This window comes from Pseudomonas sp. ANT_H12B (assembly GCF_008369325.1).
Taxonomy (GTDB): domain Bacteria; phylum Pseudomonadota; class Gammaproteobacteria; order Pseudomonadales; family Pseudomonadaceae; genus Aquipseudomonas.
On the sequence record NZ_VOBI01000015.1, the window covers coordinates 1 to 16,475 of the forward strand.

At 60.6% G+C, this 16,475-nt stretch carries 14 protein-coding genes and 1 riboswitch; of the genes, 12 read left to right on the plus strand and 2 right to left on the minus strand.

The genetic code is table 11. The features are described from left to right. The 5 genes from FQ185_RS31130 to FQ185_RS21210 all read left to right on the plus strand — a co-directional run. A partial coding sequence (locus tag FQ185_RS31130; RefSeq protein ID WP_346243103.1) for an IS3 family transposase occupies positions 1-76 on the plus strand: 76 nt, incomplete at its 5' end. Positions 77-165: 89 nt separating this feature from the next. Further along, positions 166-378, plus strand: a riboswitch (cobalamin riboswitch). Positions 379-476: 98 nt separating this feature from the next. Continuing rightward, positions 477-1,550, plus strand: a complete 1,074-nt coding sequence (gene cobW / locus FQ185_RS21195; protein WP_149419124.1) for a cobalamin biosynthesis protein CobW — start codon at positions 477-479, stop codon at positions 1,548-1,550. 3 nt (positions 1,551-1,553) lie between these two features. Next, positions 1,554-5,420, plus strand: coding sequence for a cobaltochelatase subunit CobN (gene cobN / locus FQ185_RS21200; protein WP_149419125.1), 3,867 nt, complete (start codon positions 1,554-1,556; stop codon positions 5,418-5,420). A 69-nt stretch (positions 5,421-5,489) separates the two neighbouring features. Beyond that, positions 5,490-6,497, plus strand: coding sequence for an ATP-binding protein (locus FQ185_RS21205; RefSeq protein WP_149419126.1), 1,008 nt, complete (start codon positions 5,490-5,492; stop codon positions 6,495-6,497). 101 nt (positions 6,498-6,598) lie between these two features. Beyond that, the gene (locus FQ185_RS21210) at positions 6,599-7,162 is read left to right on the plus strand and encodes a VWA domain-containing protein (protein WP_306108880.1); all 564 of its coding nucleotides are present in this window, start codon (positions 6,599-6,601) and stop codon (positions 7,160-7,162) included. Between the two features lie 220 nt (positions 7,163-7,382). Here FQ185_RS21210 and FQ185_RS21215 read toward each other — a convergent pair whose 3' ends face one another. Then, on the minus strand, positions 7,383-8,924 hold the full coding sequence (locus tag FQ185_RS21215; protein ID WP_149419128.1) for an MFS transporter: 1,542 nt from the start codon (positions 8,922-8,924) through the stop codon (positions 7,383-7,385). A 165-nt stretch (positions 8,925-9,089) separates the two neighbouring features. Here FQ185_RS21215 and FQ185_RS21220 point away from each other — a divergent pair, with 165 nt between their 5' ends. Continuing rightward, the gene (locus tag FQ185_RS21220; protein WP_149419129.1) at positions 9,090-9,956 is read left to right on the plus strand and encodes a LysR family transcriptional regulator; all 867 of its coding nucleotides are present in this window, start codon (positions 9,090-9,092) and stop codon (positions 9,954-9,956) included. 403 nt (positions 9,957-10,359) lie between these two features. Then, positions 10,360-11,919 carry a TerC family protein gene (locus FQ185_RS21225; protein ID WP_149419130.1) on the plus strand — a complete coding sequence of 520 codons (1,560 nt, stop codon included), beginning with the start codon at positions 10,360-10,362 and terminating at the stop codon, positions 11,917-11,919. Positions 11,920-12,049: 130 nt separating this feature from the next. Here FQ185_RS21225 and FQ185_RS21230 read toward each other — a convergent pair whose 3' ends face one another. After that, positions 12,050-12,481 (minus strand): co-chaperone YbbN, encoded by a 432-nt coding sequence (locus FQ185_RS21230; RefSeq protein WP_149419131.1) that lies wholly within the window; start codon positions 12,479-12,481, stop codon positions 12,050-12,052. Between the two features lie 344 nt (positions 12,482-12,825). On the opposite strand from FQ185_RS21230, the gene FQ185_RS21235 reads away from it, so the two are divergent. From FQ185_RS21235 to FQ185_RS21255, 5 genes are read left to right on the plus strand one after another with little or no spacing between them, the layout of a single operon-like run. After that, positions 12,826-13,674 (plus strand): transporter substrate-binding domain-containing protein, encoded by an 849-nt coding sequence (locus FQ185_RS21235; protein WP_149419132.1) that lies wholly within the window; start codon positions 12,826-12,828, stop codon positions 13,672-13,674. Positions 13,675-13,726: 52 nt separating this feature from the next. Further along, positions 13,727-14,389, plus strand: a complete 663-nt coding sequence (locus tag FQ185_RS21240) for an amino acid ABC transporter permease (RefSeq protein WP_109636084.1) — start codon at positions 13,727-13,729, stop codon at positions 14,387-14,389. Between the two features lie 9 nt (positions 14,390-14,398). Further along, positions 14,399-15,061, plus strand: a complete 663-nt coding sequence (locus tag FQ185_RS21245; protein WP_149419133.1) for an amino acid ABC transporter permease — start codon at positions 14,399-14,401, stop codon at positions 15,059-15,061. After that, positions 15,058-15,864: an amino acid ABC transporter ATP-binding protein gene (locus tag FQ185_RS21250; protein WP_149419134.1), complete on the plus strand. Its 807-nt coding sequence runs from the start codon at positions 15,058-15,060 to the stop codon at positions 15,862-15,864. The genes FQ185_RS21245 and FQ185_RS21250 overlap by 4 nt, the downstream gene beginning before the upstream one ends. A 30-nt stretch (positions 15,865-15,894) precedes the next feature. Next, positions 15,895-16,284, plus strand: coding sequence for a RidA family protein (locus FQ185_RS21255; RefSeq protein WP_149419135.1), 390 nt, complete (start codon positions 15,895-15,897; stop codon positions 16,282-16,284). Positions 16,285-16,475 lie beyond the last annotated feature (191 nt).

The following is a 16,475-nucleotide window of genomic DNA, read 5'->3' on the forward strand; positions in this document are numbered from 1 at the left end:
CAATCACTCGCGTATCAGACTGAAGCTAAACGGCCTGAGTCCTGTTGAATACAGAACTCAGGCCGCTCAGGCATAGATGGGTAAACGTCCAACTTTGTGGGGTCAGTTCAGAGCGTGGGAACGATCAAGAACTCAGGTGAACATTGACCCGCCCCGAGACGATGCGTAGCCTTGCGCTTTCGAGGTTCTTCGGCGTTTGCCGAAGCTAAGAAGGGAACGCGGTCGATGCCGCGGCTGCCCCCGCAACTGTGAACGGTCATGTTCGCTGCCATGCCACTGCACACCCTGTCCATCGGGTCGCGGGAAGGCGCAGCAAACGCCAGTCGAACGACAGGCAAACCGTCAGCCAGGAGACCTGCCTCGACACAGATTCTCACTACAACCGGGCGGGGTGATCCGGAGGCGGAACTCTTGCGCGCGCATCCGTCGCAGCGATTGTCGTCCCGTATGCCCGCCACCTTGCCAAAGGGCATCCGATGAAAACACTGGCCAAACTCCCCGTCACCATCGTTACCGGCTTCCTCGGCTCGGGCAAAACCACGTTGCTGCGCCACATGCTCGACAACGCTCAGGGCCGTCGCATTGCGGTGATCGTCAATGAATTCGGCGAGCTGGGCATCGATGGCGAAATCCTCAAACAGTGCTCCATCGGCTGCACTGAAGAAGAAGCCAATGGTCGCGTCTACGAACTGGCCAACGGCTGCCTGTGCTGCACCGTTCAGGAAGAATTCTTCCCGGTGATGCGCGAACTGGTCGCCCGTCGCGGCGACCTCGACCACATCCTCATCGAAACTTCTGGTTTGGCGCTGCCAAAGCCTTTGGTTCAAGCCTTCCAGTGGCCGGAAATCCGCAGCGCCTGCACCGTTGACGCGGTGATCACCGTAGTCGACAGCCCGGCCGTTGCCGCGGGCACCTTCGCCGCGTTTCCGGATCAAGTGGATGCCCAGCGCAAACTCGACCCGAACCTGGACCACGAATCGCCGCTGCACGAACTGTTCGCCGACCAACTGGCCAGCGCCGACCTGGTGATCCTCAACAAGGCCGACCTGATCAGCCCGGAAGACCTGGCCCGCGTGCGCCTGGAAGTCGCCGAAGAACTGCCGCCAGCGGTCAAAGTCATCGAAGCCAGCAGTGGTCGCGTGCCGCTGGACGTGCTGATCGGCCTCGGCGCTGGTTCCGAAGAACACATCGACAGCCGTCACAGTCATCACGATCACCACCATGATGGTGAAGACGGCCATCACGATGAGCATGACCACGATGCCTTCGACTCCATCTCCATCGAACTGCCGCAAGCCGACGAAAGCCTGCTGCTGGACGCGTTGACCCAACTGGTCGTGCAACACGGCATTCTGCGCGTCAAAGGCTTCGCGGCGATTCCGAATAAGCCAATGCGCTTGCTGATCCAGGGCGTGGGCACGCGTTTCGACAAGCATTTCGACCGTCAGTGGGGCGTCGATGAAGCGCGTACCACTCGTCTGGTGCTGATCGGCCAGGAACTGGACGCCGCTCGGCTCGAAGCGCAATTGCGCGCCGCGCTCAGCGTTTAAGCCATGCACCTGCTCAGGACCCAGCCCGGCGGTTTCGTGTCGGATGACAACATCGCCGACCTTGGACAAACCCCCGCCGAGCTGGTGATCCTGTGCAGCGGCGATTCCAGCCTGGCGCTGCTCGCCGAAGCCGCGCAGCAGTTGCCCGACGACTATCCGAGCGTGCGCCTGGCCAATCCGATGCAGGTGCAAAATCATGCGTCGGTCGATTTATACGTCGATGAAGTGTTGCGTCACGCCAAAGTGATCCTGATCTCGCTGCACGGCGGCATCGCTTATTGGCGTTACGGCGTTGAGCAGCTGGTGCAGCTGTCGGAACGCGGTGTGCGGTTGATTCTGGTGCCCGGCGATGATCGCCCGGACCCGGAACTCAGTGATCTGAGCACCGTGCCCCCCGAAGATCGCGACCGGCTCTGGCAGTTTTTGCGTCAGGGCGGGATGGGCAATGCCCTGGACTTTTTCCGTTGCCTGGCCAGTCGTTGGCTGGATCGCGACTATTCGTGGGCCGAGCCACAAACCCTGCCACGCACAGCGATTTACCATCCGCACAAAAGCCCCGCTGAACTGAAAGATTGGCAAGCCGACTGGCATGCCGATCAACCGGTGGCAGCGGTGCTGTTTTACCGCTCGCATTTGCAGGCGGCCAACACCGCTTTCATCGATGTTTTCTGCCAGCGTCTGCAGGCGGCGGGGTTGAACCCGTTGCCGATTGCCGTGGCCAGTTTGAAAGAGCCCGGCTGCCTTGCGGTGGTCGAGGACTTGCTGGATGAAACCTGCGCCTCGGTGATTCTCAACACCACCGGCTTCGCCCAATCGAGCCCCGAAACGCCGCATCTGCGACCGTTTCGCCGCAATATCCCGGTAATCCAGGCGATTTGCGCCCAGGACAACGAGCCCGGCTGGCGTGCCAGTGAGCAAGGCCTCGGTCCGCGTGATCTGGCGATGCACATTGCGTTGCCAGAACTGGACGGGCGAATCATCAGCCGGCCGATCAGCTTCAAGGACCTGGCCTGGCGCAGCGAGCGCAGCCAGTCCGATGTGGTGTGTTATCGCGCGCAACCCGAGCGTATGGATTTTGTCGCGGAACTGGCGCGGCGCTGGATCGATCTGGCGCGGGTGCCCAACGCTGAAAAACGCATCGCTTTGATCCTTGCCAACTACCCGACTCGCGATGGTCGCATCGGCAACGGTGTCGGCCTCGACACACCGGCCGCTGCGCTGAATATCCTTCGAGCGCTGCACACCGAAGGTTATCCGCTGCCGGCTGAGCTGCCGGGCAGCGGCACCGCGTTGATCCAGCAATTGCTCGGTGGCGTCAGCAACGACCTCGACACCCTCGATCAGCGCCCCTGCCAGCAAAGCCTGGCAATGGGCGACTACCTGCTGATGTTCAACGCCTTGCCCCAAGCTAATCGCGAAGCCGTGCTGGAACGCTGGGGCGCACCTGAAAGCGACCCAATGTTCCGCGGTGGACGAATGATGATCGCCGGGCTGCGTTTCGGCCTGACCTTCGTCGGCATTCAACCGGCGCGTGGTTATCAGGTTGACCCAAGCGCGGTCTATCACGACCCGGATCTGGTGCCGCCGCATGGCTATCTCGCGTTCTACTTCTGGTTGCGCAACACCTACGGCGCTCACGGGGTGATCCACGTCGGCAAGCACGGCAACCTCGAATGGTTGCCGGGCAAAGGCGTCGGGCTTTCGCAGAATTGCTGGCCGGACGCATTGCTCGGGCCGCTGCCGAACATCTATCCGTTCATCGTCAACGATCCGGGGGAGGGCGCCCAGGCCAAGCGTCGCACGCAAGCGGTGATCATCGATCACCTGATGCCGCCGCTGACGCGCGCCGAAACCTATGGGCCGCTGCGCAATCTTGAGTTGTTGGCCGACGAATATTACGAAGCCCAATTGCTCGATCCGCGCCGCGCCCGAGAGTTGCAGCGCGACATCCTGCAACTGGTGCGCGACTCACATATCGACCGCGAACTGCAACTGGATGAAACACTCGACAGTGACGCTGATGCGGCGATCTGGCTGCCGCGTCTGGATACGTACCTGTGTGACTTGAAGGAGTCGCAGATTCGCGACGGCCTGCATGTGTTTGGCGAATCGCCGACCGGGCGTTTGCGCATCGACACCTTGCTGGCACTGCTGCGCATTCCCCGTGGTGATGGCCGTGGTGCGCAATCGAGTTTGCTGCGGGCTTTGGCCAAGGCGTTTGCGTTGGGCTTCGATCCGCTGGATTGTGCGCTGGCCGAGCCGTGGACCGGACCTCGACCGGTGGAACTGCAAACCCTCAACGATGAAGTCTGGCGCACTGCCGGTGACACACGCGAACGACTGGAACTGTTTGCCGCTCAACTGATCTCGCAGACGTTGAACGCGCCTCAAACCTGGCCCGAACCCTGTGGGAGCGAGCTTGCTCACGAAGGCGGAGTGTCAGTCGACATTGATTTTCCTGACCCTCCGCTATCGCGAGCAAGTTGGCTCCCACAGGAGGTGTGTTGGTTCGACGTCCGCGCCATCCTCGACAGCCTGCGCGAAGTGGTCGCGCCACGGCTGGACGCCTGCGGCCCGGCGGAAATGCGCGGTCTGCTTGACGCCCTCAACGGTCGTTTCGTCCCCGCAGGCCCTAGCGGCGCGCCGAGTCGCGGTCGTCTGGACGTACTGCCGACCGGGCGCAACTTCTATTCGGTGGACGTGCGCAACCTGCCGACCACCACCGCGTGGCGCATCGGTTTTCAGTCGGCGAACCTGATTCTTGAGCGGCATTTGCAGGACCACGGCGATCACCTGCGCCAGCTCGGCTTGTCGGTCTGGGGCACAGCGACCATGCGCACCGGCGGCGACGATATTGCTCAGGCCATGGCATTGATGGGCGTGCGGCCGGTCTGGGCCACCGGCAGTCAGCGGGTCGACGATTTTGAAATCTTGCCGCTGAGCCTGCTCGACCGTCCGCGAGTGGACGTGACGTTGCGAGTGTCCGGATTCTTTCGCGATGCCTTTGCCAACCTGATCCGCCTGTTCGACGCCGCCGTGCAAGCAGTCGCCGCGCTGGACGAGCCGGACGATCTCAACCCGTTGGCCGCCAAAGTCCGCGCCGAGTGTGAAACGCTGTTGCAATCGGGTCTCGATGAAGACGCGGCCCGGCGTCAGGCGGGGTGGCGAATCTTCGGTGCCAAGCCCGGTGCTTATGGCGCGGGTGTGCAGGGCGCCATTGATGGTCGTCTGTGGCAAAGCCGCGAGGATCTGGCCGAGGTCTATCTGAACTGGGGCGGCTACGCTTACGGCGGATCGGACGAAGGCACCGCCGCCCGCGAGCAATTCGCCCAGCGCCTGAGCCAGGTTCAAGCGGTGCTGCAAAACCAGGACAACCGCGAGCACGACTTGCTCGATTCCAACGACTATTACCAGTTCCAGGGTGGCATGCTCGCCGCCGTGGAAAGCCTCAGCGGCGAAGCAGCGGCCAGTTACCATGGCGATCATAGTCAGCCGGACTTGCCGAAGATCCGTACCCTGAAAGAAGAGTTGAACCGGGTGATCCGTTCCCGGGCGGCCAACCCGAAGTGGATCGACGGGGTCAAGCGTCATGGCTACAAAGGTGCGTTCGAACTGGCGGCCACGGTCGATAACCTGTTCGCCTTCGACGCCACCACGCAGTTGATCGACGATCACCAGTACGCGTTGCTGGCCGATGCCTATTTGCTGGACCCGGCGACGCGGGATTTTGTTCGCGAGCATAATCCGCATGCGTTGCGCGATATGACTGAGCGGATGCTCGAAGCACAGCAGCGCGGGATGTGGAAGGAACCGGGTGAGTATCGCGAGGCGCTGGAGAATTTGTTGTTGGATATAGAAGAAGACAGCTAACCGGATCGTTCCCACGCAGAGCGTGGGAACGATCAACGATCACATTACCGACCACAAACGAGACCCGACATGACCGACACCCCGCATTTCCCGCTCTCCGCCGTGGTCGGCGCCGACGACTTGAAACTCGCCCTGTACCTGACCGCCATCGACCCGAAGATCGGCGGCGTGCTGATCGAAGGCCCGCGCGGCATGGCCAAATCAACCCTGGCCCGCGGCCTCGCAGACTTGCTCGCCAGCGGTCAATTCGTCACCTTGCCCTTGGGCGCTACCGAAGAACGACTGGTCGGCACGCTCGACCTGGACGCCGCCCTGAGCGAAGGGCGAGCGCAATTTTCCCCTGGCGTACTGGCCAAGGCTGACGGTGGCGTGCTCTACGTCGATGAAGTGAACTTGCTGCCCGATCACCTCGTCGACTTGCTGCTCGACGTGGCTGCCAGCGGCACCAACCTGATCGAACGCGACGGCATTTCCCATCGGCACTCGGCGAAGTTCGTGCTGATCGGCACCATGAACCCGGAAGAGGGCGAGCTGCGTCCGCAACTGCTCGACCGCTTTGGTCTGAATGTCGCCCTCAGCGGCCACACCGCACCGGTCGAGCGCGGCCAGATCATCCGTCGGCGACTGGATTTCGACAGCGATCCCCAACGCTTCTGCGCCGAATGGGAGTACCAGCAGCAGTCGCTGCGCGAGCGTTGCCAACAGGCGCGCGGTGCACTGGCGAGCATCCCTCTCGACGATCAAGCGCTGGCGCAGATTACCGAGCGCTGCTTTGCTGCTGGCGTCGATGGGTTACGGGCCGATCTGGTCTGGTTACGTGCGGCTCGCGCCCATGCAGCGTGGCGAGGGGCGAGCGCCATCAGTGAAGAGGATATCGACGCCGTTGCGGAGTTCGCCTTGCGTCATCGCCGCCGCGAACATTCGCCACCGACGCCGCAACAATCTCAGGCACCGCAACAGCCGTCCACCCAAAAACCCAACCCCGGCGAAGGCCAGGGCCAATGGGGCGAAATGCCCGCTCAGCCGCTGCCGGTCGGTACCCGACGCGAAGTACCGAGCTGGCCAAAAAAGCCCTAGGCATTCGCCCTCGATCTGACGCGGGGGCGAATGCCAGACCCCGCGCCGGACGACTGGACAACGGCAAGCAGGGCAAGCGTCACGCCGCACGCAGCGGCTCGATCAATTGGCCCGGCACGTTACTCAACGGTCGCCCGCGTTTGCGTGATGACGTGCTGTTTCACCTGCGTACCCGTTCGCCCCATGAACTGTGGCTGGTGATCGTCGACGCTTCCGCATCGACTCGCCGCCATCAGGCATTGAGCGATGCCAAGGGCCTGCTGGCGCAACTGTTCGACGACGCCTACCGCCAGCGCGCACGCCTGGCCTTGCTGACCGCCAGTGGAAATGTGCCGATGTGGCAGGTGCAAGGGTTGAAGGCTTCTGCCGGTTTGCGCGACTGGCTCAATGGCTTGGGCGCCGGTGGCGGCACTCCGTTGCTGGCGGCGCTGGGTGAGGCGGGGCGATGGCTGACGGCAAGGCGCAAGCGCTTTCTGGCGGAGCAGCAAAGGTTGTTGTTGGTGACCGATGGACGACTGAAAGAGTGGCCGACGTTGCCGGCGCTTGATTGTCCAGGGCTGGTCATCGACATCGAGCGCGGTCCGGTTCGCCTCGGGCGCAGCAAGGTGCTGGCTGGGCAACTGCAGTCCGAGTATCGACATATCGACGAACTGCTTCCGGGTTGAGCGGTGGGTTGCTTGTGCGGGCCTCATCGCGGGCAAGCCCGCTCCCACAGTGTCATGTGTCGAACACCGATACTGAGTAAACAAACTAACTCTGTGGGAGCGGGATTGCCCGCGATAGCAATATGTCAGGCACCATCAATGCTGGATGTCAGTCCGCCTTCGTGAGCAAACCCTGCAGATCATCAGTGCGCGCAACAGGCCGGTTTCACGCTGGAAGAGCTCAAGCATGAGTCCTGAGAGCAGCAGGCCCGGGGGCAGGAATCGGATTGCGCATCAACGTGCCCACCACCCATGCACCCAACAAGGCCAGTAAACCCGCGACCAACAGCAACAGGCTGAAGCCGCCGACGAAAGCCTGCCGAGCCAGCGGTTCAACCAGCGAGCGCGCGGTTTCCGGCAGCAAGCTCATCGCGGCCGTCATGTCACCGGCCACCACCCGCGAGGCGATGTTCTGGGTTTGGTCGAGCCATTGCGCACTCTGTGCCGACAGGCTGGTGCGCAACAACTGTTCGGTATGGCTGGACAGCAACGCACCAAACACACCGATGGCCAGCACAATGGCGCTGAAGCGCATGGTGGTGCTCATGCCTGAAGCCATGCCGGTGCGCTCACGTGGCACGCAGGCCATGATGTTCTTTTGCGTGTCGCCATTGAGCAGCCCGGCTCCGGCGCCGGTCACGGCAATCGCCAGGGCGAAGGGCAGGTAACCGCCGCTGCTGACCGCCCAGGCACTGAGCAGATTGCCGCTACCCACCAGGGTCAGACCGGCGGCCATGATCGTTGCCGGCGCAAATCGGCTGGCCAGGCGTACGCCGATGCGCGGGCAAATCAGCATGGTCAGGGCGAACGGCAACATTCCCAGGCCCGACGCAATGGCCGAGAAACCCAGGCCGTTTTGCAGGTAGAACGGCAGCAGGGTCATCATCACCTGAGCACAACCGGCGTAGGCGAACATCCCCAGCAGGGCGCCGATGAAGCGCGGGTGTTTGAATAATTGCAGGTCGACCATCGGCCGCTGCTGCATCCGTTCAATTACCACGAACAGCCCCAGCAACAGGGCACCGCCGAGGAGTCGGGCGTAGGTCAGCGGGTTGCTCCAGCCGATCCGGTTGGCCTCGATCAGGCCCCAGATCAGGCACAGCAAACTCGCACTGAAGGCCAGGCTGCCCCAAGGGTCGAGACGTGCAGATTGGGTGTCCCGGGACTCTGGCACCGCGCGCCAGACCATCGCCATCAGGAACAGGCCTACCGGCAAATTGAGGTAGAAAATCCAGCGCCATCCCATGTATTCGGTGATCAGCCCGCCGACCGTCGGCGCGGCGGTCATCGCCACCCCCATGCAGGCGCCCCAAAACGCCCAAGCCTTGGCCCGTTCGACTTCATCGTGAAAGGTATGACCGATGGAGGCTAGCGCCGATGTCAGCAGCAACGCGGCGCCGACACCCTTGATCGCCCGTGCAATATCGAGGAACAACGCGGTGGGCGCCGCCCCGCAGCCGATAGACGCAAGGATAAAAATGCTCAAGCCCCAGAGCAGCGTTTTCTGCCGGCCAAAGCGGTCGGCAATGCTTCCCGCCGGCAGCAATAGCGCAGCGAAGGCCAGCATGTAAGCACTGACCACCCATTCGATGTCGGCAAAATTGGCGCCCAGATCCCGGGCGATCGTCGGCAGCGTGACCGCGACGATGTTGGTGTCGAGGACGATCAGCGAGCAGACGCCGCTGGCCGTCAGCAGTGTCAGACGAGGACTGACCCGGCTCATGGGGTAATTGCCTTTTGGGCAAGATGATCGACTGCACGGTCGATAAGGCGTTTGACGTACATGGCACTGGCTCTCTACTGTGATTGCCGAGTGAGCTTATCGCGACCGATTGGAGGCTTCGTTAGCCAACAACCGGGATTTCATTACCTTTGAGCTAATACAGCGATGGACATACGGCATTTCCGCTACTTTCTGGCCGTTGCCCGGCAAGGCAACTTCACCCGCGCCGCCGAACAACTGGGTATCGCACCGCCGACCTTGACTCGACAGATCCAGGACATGGAGAACGAACTCGGCACGCGATTGTTCGTGCGCCAGACACGTGAAGTCAGCCTGACCGAGGCCGGCGCCGCATTGGTGATCGAAGCCGAAGCGACAGTGCGGCAATTTGAATACGCGCAGTACAATGCCCAGCGTGCCGGGCGCGGGGATATCGGTCATATCGAACTGGGTTACGTGGCCTCGGCGGTGTACTCGGGCGTGCTGCAAAAACAGGTGCAGGCCTTCAGTCGCGTGTGTCCCGACGTCAGCCTGAATGTTCGGGAAAGCCCCATGGCGTCATTGCCGGCAATGGTGGTCGAAGGTCGATTCGACATTGGTTATGTCCGCTCACCGATGACCTTTCCCGAGGGGCTGGAGGCCATTCGCCTGGACGCAGAAGGTTTTGTGCTGGCGCTGTCGAGCGAGTCCTGGCTGTGTCGTTTGCCGGAGATCAGCCCGGAGCATCTGAGAAGCGAAACATTCATCCTGCCGGAACAAATCAGCGGCACGTTGCAAGTCGCTGCCGAGGGAGGGTTTGCACCGAAATTGGGTGCGCAACCGGGCGGATTGGTGGCGGTAATTGCGCTGGTTTCGTTGGGGCAGGGCGTGGCGGTGGTGCCGGAGTCGGTGGTCGGGCATGTCGGTTTACCCAGCGTCTTGTACCGATCGATCAAGGGTTGTGAAGCGAGTTCGTGGTTGTCGTTGATCTATCGGCGGTTCGAGAAATCAGCAGCGGTGTCGCGGTATATCGAGCAGGTCAGAAAAGGCTAGAAGCAAAAGCTTCACGAGCAGGATCGCTCCCACAGTGAACGTCCTTTTGTCACAGATTTAGTGAGCATCGAAAATCCATCGTGGGAGCGAGCCTGCTCGCGAAAGCGCTCCCGCGAACAGCGACTCTCCTTAGGTTCTACAGATTTTGTAATGATTTTCGACTGTAGGAATTGTCGCGTTCGACTGTACGATCCAAGTCCTTTTTCCTTTCAGGACTTGCATGAACACCCTTCTGGAGCCTCCCGGTTATCCTTTCCCCTCGCGCTACCGCGCAGCCTTGATGCACGCGAAACATCCGGTCTTCCGAGTTCTGAGCGTCTTTGACATTGCACTTCCACGGCCTCTGCGCCGCGCCTTGCCGTGCCCGGCATTCTGAATTCACTGAAGAGATTGAGACGTTTTTATGGAATGGTTAGCTGACCCCACCGCGTGGCTGGGCTTGTTGACGTTGATTGTGCTGGAGTTGGTGCTGGGCATCGACAACCTGGTGTTTATCGCGATCCTCGCGGACAAATTACCGCCCGAGCAGCGCGACCGTGCGCGGATCATCGGTTTGTCCCTGGCGTTGATCATGCGCCTGGGCTTGCTGGCGAGTATTTCCTGGCTGGTGACGCTGACACAGCCGCTGTTCGAGGTGTTCGACAAGAGCTTCTCCGGCCGTGACCTGATCATGCTGTTCGGTGGTGTGTTCCTGTTGTTCAAGGCCACCATGGAATTGCACGAACGACTCGAAGGGCATGTCGGGCAGCGCTCGACCAACGCGGCTTACGCACTGTTCTGGCCTATCGTGGCGCAGATCGTGGTGCTCGATGCGGTGTTCTCCCTGGACGCGGTGATTACCGCCGTGGGCATGGTCGATGAGCTGGCGGTGATGATGATCGCGGTGATTATTTCCATCGGCCTGATGATCGTCGCCAGCAAGCCGCTGACCCGTTTCGTCAACGCGCACCCGACGGTGATCATGCTCTGTCTGGGCTTTCTGATGATGATCGGCTTCGCGCTGACCGCTGAAGGCCTTGGCTTCCACATTCCGAAGGGCTACCTGTACGCGGCCATCGGCTTCTCGATCCTGATCGAGGTGTTCAACCAGATTGCCCGGGCGAGGCGCAAACGATCGATGCAGGGCCTGCGGCCAATGCGTGAGCGCACGGCTCATGCGGTGATGCGTTTGCTCGGTGGGCGCAAGCTGGCGGTGGAAGAAGTCGGCGAGGACATTGCCGACATGCTGGACAACGGTGAAGCGCCGGGCGAGGCGCTGTTCGACCGCCGTGAGCGGGTGATGATCAGCGGCGTGTTGCAACTGGCTGAGCGACCGATCCGCAGCTTGATGACCGTGCGTGCCGACGTCGATCACATCGACCTGTCCGACGGTGTCGAAGCCATTCGTACGCGACTGATGCATTCGTCCTACTCGCGCCTGCCGCTGATTCGCGATGGCGCGGTGGATGAGCCACTGGGCTTCGTGCACAAGAAGGAGTTGTTGAAGGAATACCTGGCCGGCAACCAGCCTGGTCTTGAACACCTGGCGCGCAAGACCATCAACTTGCTGGACAGTTACACGATCCTCAATGCCCTGGAACAGATGCGCAAGGCGTCGACCCACATTGCGTTTGTGGTCAACGAATTCGGCGACTTCGTGGGCATATTGACCATGACCGACATTCTGGAGTCGATTGCCGGCGAGTTACCAGACGCCAGCGAAATCGAAGGCCCGGATGTGGTCGAGGAGACGGGCGGGTTCATGGTCAATGGTGCGTTGAACCTGGCCCGGGTTCGGCAGCGGACCGGGTTCGCTGCAGAACCTACCGACGACTATCAGACCCTGGCCGGGTTGGTGGTGAGCTTGCTGGATCGTCTGCCGATGATCGGTGACAGTCATGAGTGGGAAGGTTGGCGGATGACGGTGGTGGCGGTTGAAGAGCGGCGGGTGAAGCGGGTGTTGCTGGCGCGGATCGACGGGTGATTATTCGCTGAATTCAAGGGCCCCTTCGCGGGCAGGCTCGCTCCACCGTTGACCGTGTTGTCCAGACAGGCACTGTTCTAATGTGGGAGCGAGCCTGCTCGCGAAAGCTTTTACCCAGACAAAGGACAACTCAAACCCTGCCCACCTGACGCGCCCGAGACACGGTGCACAGAGTACGCAGGGTTTGTCGCAACCATGTCAGATCATGCTGCGGTTTGCGCGCGATGTGCTTGGGTCGGAGCCTGCCAATGTGGCTGGCGAAGTCTTCCTCCAGCGTTTCCTGAGTGCCAATCCCCTTGAGCTTTTTCAACAATTTCCCATTCTTGTAAAACAGCACGGTCGGCGTGCCGGTGACATCCGGATGCCGGGGCGATTCGCTGGTGTTCAGCATGTAGATTTGCGCGTGATGCCGATACGGCTCGGCGATCTGGCGGAAAATCGGTCCGGCCATTTCGCAGGCATAACAATGTTGATCGCCGAAATACAAGATCACGGGGCGCCAGGTTTTCAGGGCCTTGCGGTAGACCGGGGCCAGCGTTGAATGGGCGGTCATCGAGCTCATTGAAATCTCCTTTTTCACTCGCGCATCGTGGGTGTGTTGACGTTAAGGGAGAGGGGGCGGCCGGTCTACTGTCAGAAATTACAGGTACCGCGCTGCTTCATTTTGAATCGCTACCCTTTCAAATGTGGTGCAAGTACCCGTTCGTTGTGGCCCACGGTAGCGGTTCTCGCGTTGTGCGTGAGGTAACAGGTCTGTCTGTGCTTTACGCATCTTATTGATTCACCTTGCTTTTCAATCTCACCAACATTCCTCCCGCATCCTGTGGCACACTTTCTGCTGTCTATTCCGTTGTTACATACCAAGTTCCGGTATAGCGGAATAAACATCACCCTGGAGTGCTTGCCATGCATCGCCGACCTTCCTTGTTCAAAGCGTGTGTTTTTCTTTTCGCGGCTTCGGCCGCTGCCGTGGGTGTGGCCCAGGCGGCGGACAATAAGCTCGATAGCGTGCTGGCCCGCGGGAAATTGATCGTGGGCACGGGCAGTACCAATGCGCCTTGGCACTTCCAGGGAGCGGACGGCAAGTTGCAGGGGTTTGATATCGACATCGGGCGGATGGTGGCCAAAGGGTTGTTCAACGACCCGACGAAGGTCGAGTTTGTGGTGCAGTCCTCCGATGCGCGGATCCCCAACCTGCTGACCGACAAGGTCGACATGAGCTGTCAGTTCATCACCGTGACCGCCAGCCGTGCCCAGCAAGTGGCGTTCACGCTGCCGTACTACCGCGAAGGTGTCGGCCTGCTGCTGCCGGCGAACAGCAAGTACAAGGAAATCGAAGACCTCAAAGCTGCCAACGACAGCGTGACCGTGGCGGTGCTGCAGAACGTGTACGCCGAGGAATTGGTGCATCAGGCGCTGCCTAAAGCCAAGGTCGATCAGTACGACAGCGTTGATCTGATGTACCAGGCCGTGAACTCCGGCCGTGCCGACGCCGCAGCCACCGATCAGTCGTCGGTGAAATACCTGATGGTGCAGAACCCGGGTCGCTATCGCAGCCCGACCTACGCCTGGAGCCCACAGACCTACGCATGTGCTGTCAAACGCGGCGATCAGGACTGGCTGAACTTCGTCAACACCACCCTGCATGAAGCCATGACCGGCGTTGAGTTCCCGACCTACGCCGCGTCGTTCAAGCAATGGTTCGGTGTCGATCTGCCGACACCAGCGATTGGTTTCCCCGTCGAATTCAAATGATCCCGTGAGAGCGGGGCGGTTCTAAATCGCCTCGTTCAAGGTACTGCTGACCATGAACTATCAGTTGAACTTTGCCGCCGTGTGGCGCGATTTCGACACCTTGCTGGCGGGGCTCGGTCTGGGCCTTGAGCTGGCGTTGGTGTCGATCGCCATCGGTTGCGTGATCGGCCTGATGATGGCGTTTGCTTTGCTCTCAAAGCACCGCGCGTTGCGGGTGCTGGCGTCGGTGTATGTGACGGTAATCCGTAATACGCCGATTCTGGTGTTGATTCTGTTGATCTACTTCGCCTTGCCGAGCCTTGGGATTCGTCTGGACAAGATTCCCTCGTTCATCATTACCCTGTCGCTGTATGCCGGGGCGTACCTGACTGAAGTGTTCCGTGGCGGGCTGTTGAGCATTCCCAAGGGCCAGCGTGAAGCCGGCCTGGCCATCGGGCTTGGTGAGTGGCAGGTCAAGGCGTACGTCACCGTGCCGGTGATGCTGCGCAATGTGCTGCCGGCCCTGTCGAACAACTTCATTTCGCTGTTCAAGGACACCTCGCTGGCGGCGGCGATTGCCGTGCCGGAGCTGACCTATTACGCGCGCAAGATCAATGTCGAGAGCTACCGGGTGATTGAAACCTGGATGGTGACCACAGCGCTCTATGTTGCGGCCTGTTACCTCATTGCCATGATGCTGCGTTACCTCGAGCAGCGTCTGGCGATTCGCCGATAGGAGGCCCCCATGTACGAATCCCCCAGTTGGTTGCATGAGTTATGGATTGCCCGGGAAGTGCTGTGGCAAGGCTTTTTGACCAGTGTGCAGGTCTCGGCGTTGGCCATTCTGCTGGGCACGATGGTCGGTATTGTCGCCGGCCTGGTACTGACCTACGGCAAGTTCTGGATGCGCGCACCGTTTCGGTTTTACGTCGACATCATTCGCGGCACGCCGGTGTTTGTCTTGGTGTTGGCCTGCTTCTATATGGCGCCGGCGCTGGGCTGGCAGATCAGTGCATTTCAGGCCGGTGCGTTGGGGCTGACGCTGTTTTGCGGCTCGCACGTCGCCGAGATCGTGCGCGGCGCGTTGCAAGCGCTGCCCGGTGGTCAGATGGAAGCGAGCAAGGCGATTGGTCTGACGTTCTTTCAGTCTTTGGGATACGTGTTGTTGCCTCAGGCGTTGCGGCAGATCTTGCCAACGTGGGTCAACTCATCCACCGAGATCGTCAAGGCCTCGACGTTATTGTCGGTGATCGGTGTGGCCGAGTTGTTGCTCAGCACGCAGCAGATCATTGCCCGGACCTTCATGACCCTGGAGTTTTACCTGTTCGCCGGATTTCTGTTTTTCGTCATCAACTACGCCATCGAATTACTCGGCCGGCACATTGAAAAGCGGGTGGCCTTGCCATGACTCAATCTCAGCTCTCTAACGCAAAAGACGCTCAAAACGATCAGCCCCTGCTGGACATTCGCGGGTTGCACAAAAAATACGGCCAGCTCGAAGTGCTCAAAGGCGTCGACCTGACCATGCAGCGCGGCAATGTCGTGACGCTGATCGGCTCCAGCGGCTCGGGCAAGACCACGCTGCTGCGTTGCGTGAACATGCTCGAAGAGTTCCAGGGCGGGCAGATCATGCTCGATGGCGAGTCCATCGGTTATGACGAGGTCAACGGCAAGCGCGTGCGTCACCCGGAAAAAGTCATCGCCCGGCACCGCGCCATGACCGGCATGGCGTTCCAGCAGTTCAACCTGTTTCCGCACCTCACGGCGTTGCAGAACGTGACCCTCGGTTTGCTCAAGGTCAAAAAGCTGCACAAGGATGAAGCGGTGGCCCTGGCGGAAAAATGGCTGGAGCGGGTCGGCTTGCTGGATCGCCGCGATCACTTCCCCGGTCAGTTGTCCGGCGGTCAGCAGCAGCGTGTGGCGATTGCCCGGGCGATTGCGATGAACCCGAGCCTGATGCTGTTCGACGAAGTCACTTCAGCCCTTGATCCGGAACTGGTGGGCGAAGTGTTGAGCGTGATCAAAGGCCTGGCCGAGGACGGCATGACCATGCTGCTGGTGACCCACGAAATGCGTTTTGCGTTTGAAGTCTCGGACAAGATCGTTTTCATGAATCAGGGGCGGATCGAAGAGCAGGGGCCACCCAAGGAACTGTTCGAACGCCCGCAATCGCCGCGTCTGGCGGAATTTCTCAAGAACACGCGTTTTTAATCATTCCATTTTCAATCGGGAGAAACACTCATGAGCATTACTCGTTACGGCGCCGGTAGCACCGCCGGTGGCGGCCAGCCCCGTCCTTTCGCCCGCGCCGTTGAAGCCGATGGCTGGCTGCACGTGTCCGGCCAGGTGCCGGCGGTGGATGGCGAGATCATTGCCGGTGGCATCGTCGAGCAGACTCACCAGACCATGAAAAACCTGATCGCGATTCTCGAAGAGGCCGGTTACGGCCTGGAAGATGTGGTGCGCACCGGTGTATGGCTGGAAGACCCGCGGGATTTCTGGAGTTTTAACAAGGTGTTTTCCGAGTATTTCAAAAGCGAACACGCACCGGCCCGGGCCTGTGTGCAGGCGAACATGATGGTCGATTGCAAGGTCGAGATCGACTGCGTCGCGTACAAGAAAAAAGTTTGAGATTTGCGGTGAGCTGAAGTGCGCCCTCACCCTAACCCTCTCCCGGAGGGAGAGGGGACTGATATGTATCGATGCATATTTTGATGTCAGTCAGATGTTTATGCATCGATACGGTCAGGCTCCCTCTCCCTCCGGGAGAGGGCAGGGGTGAGGGCTGGATCTGACTGACACGACGAGAACGGCCAGTTACC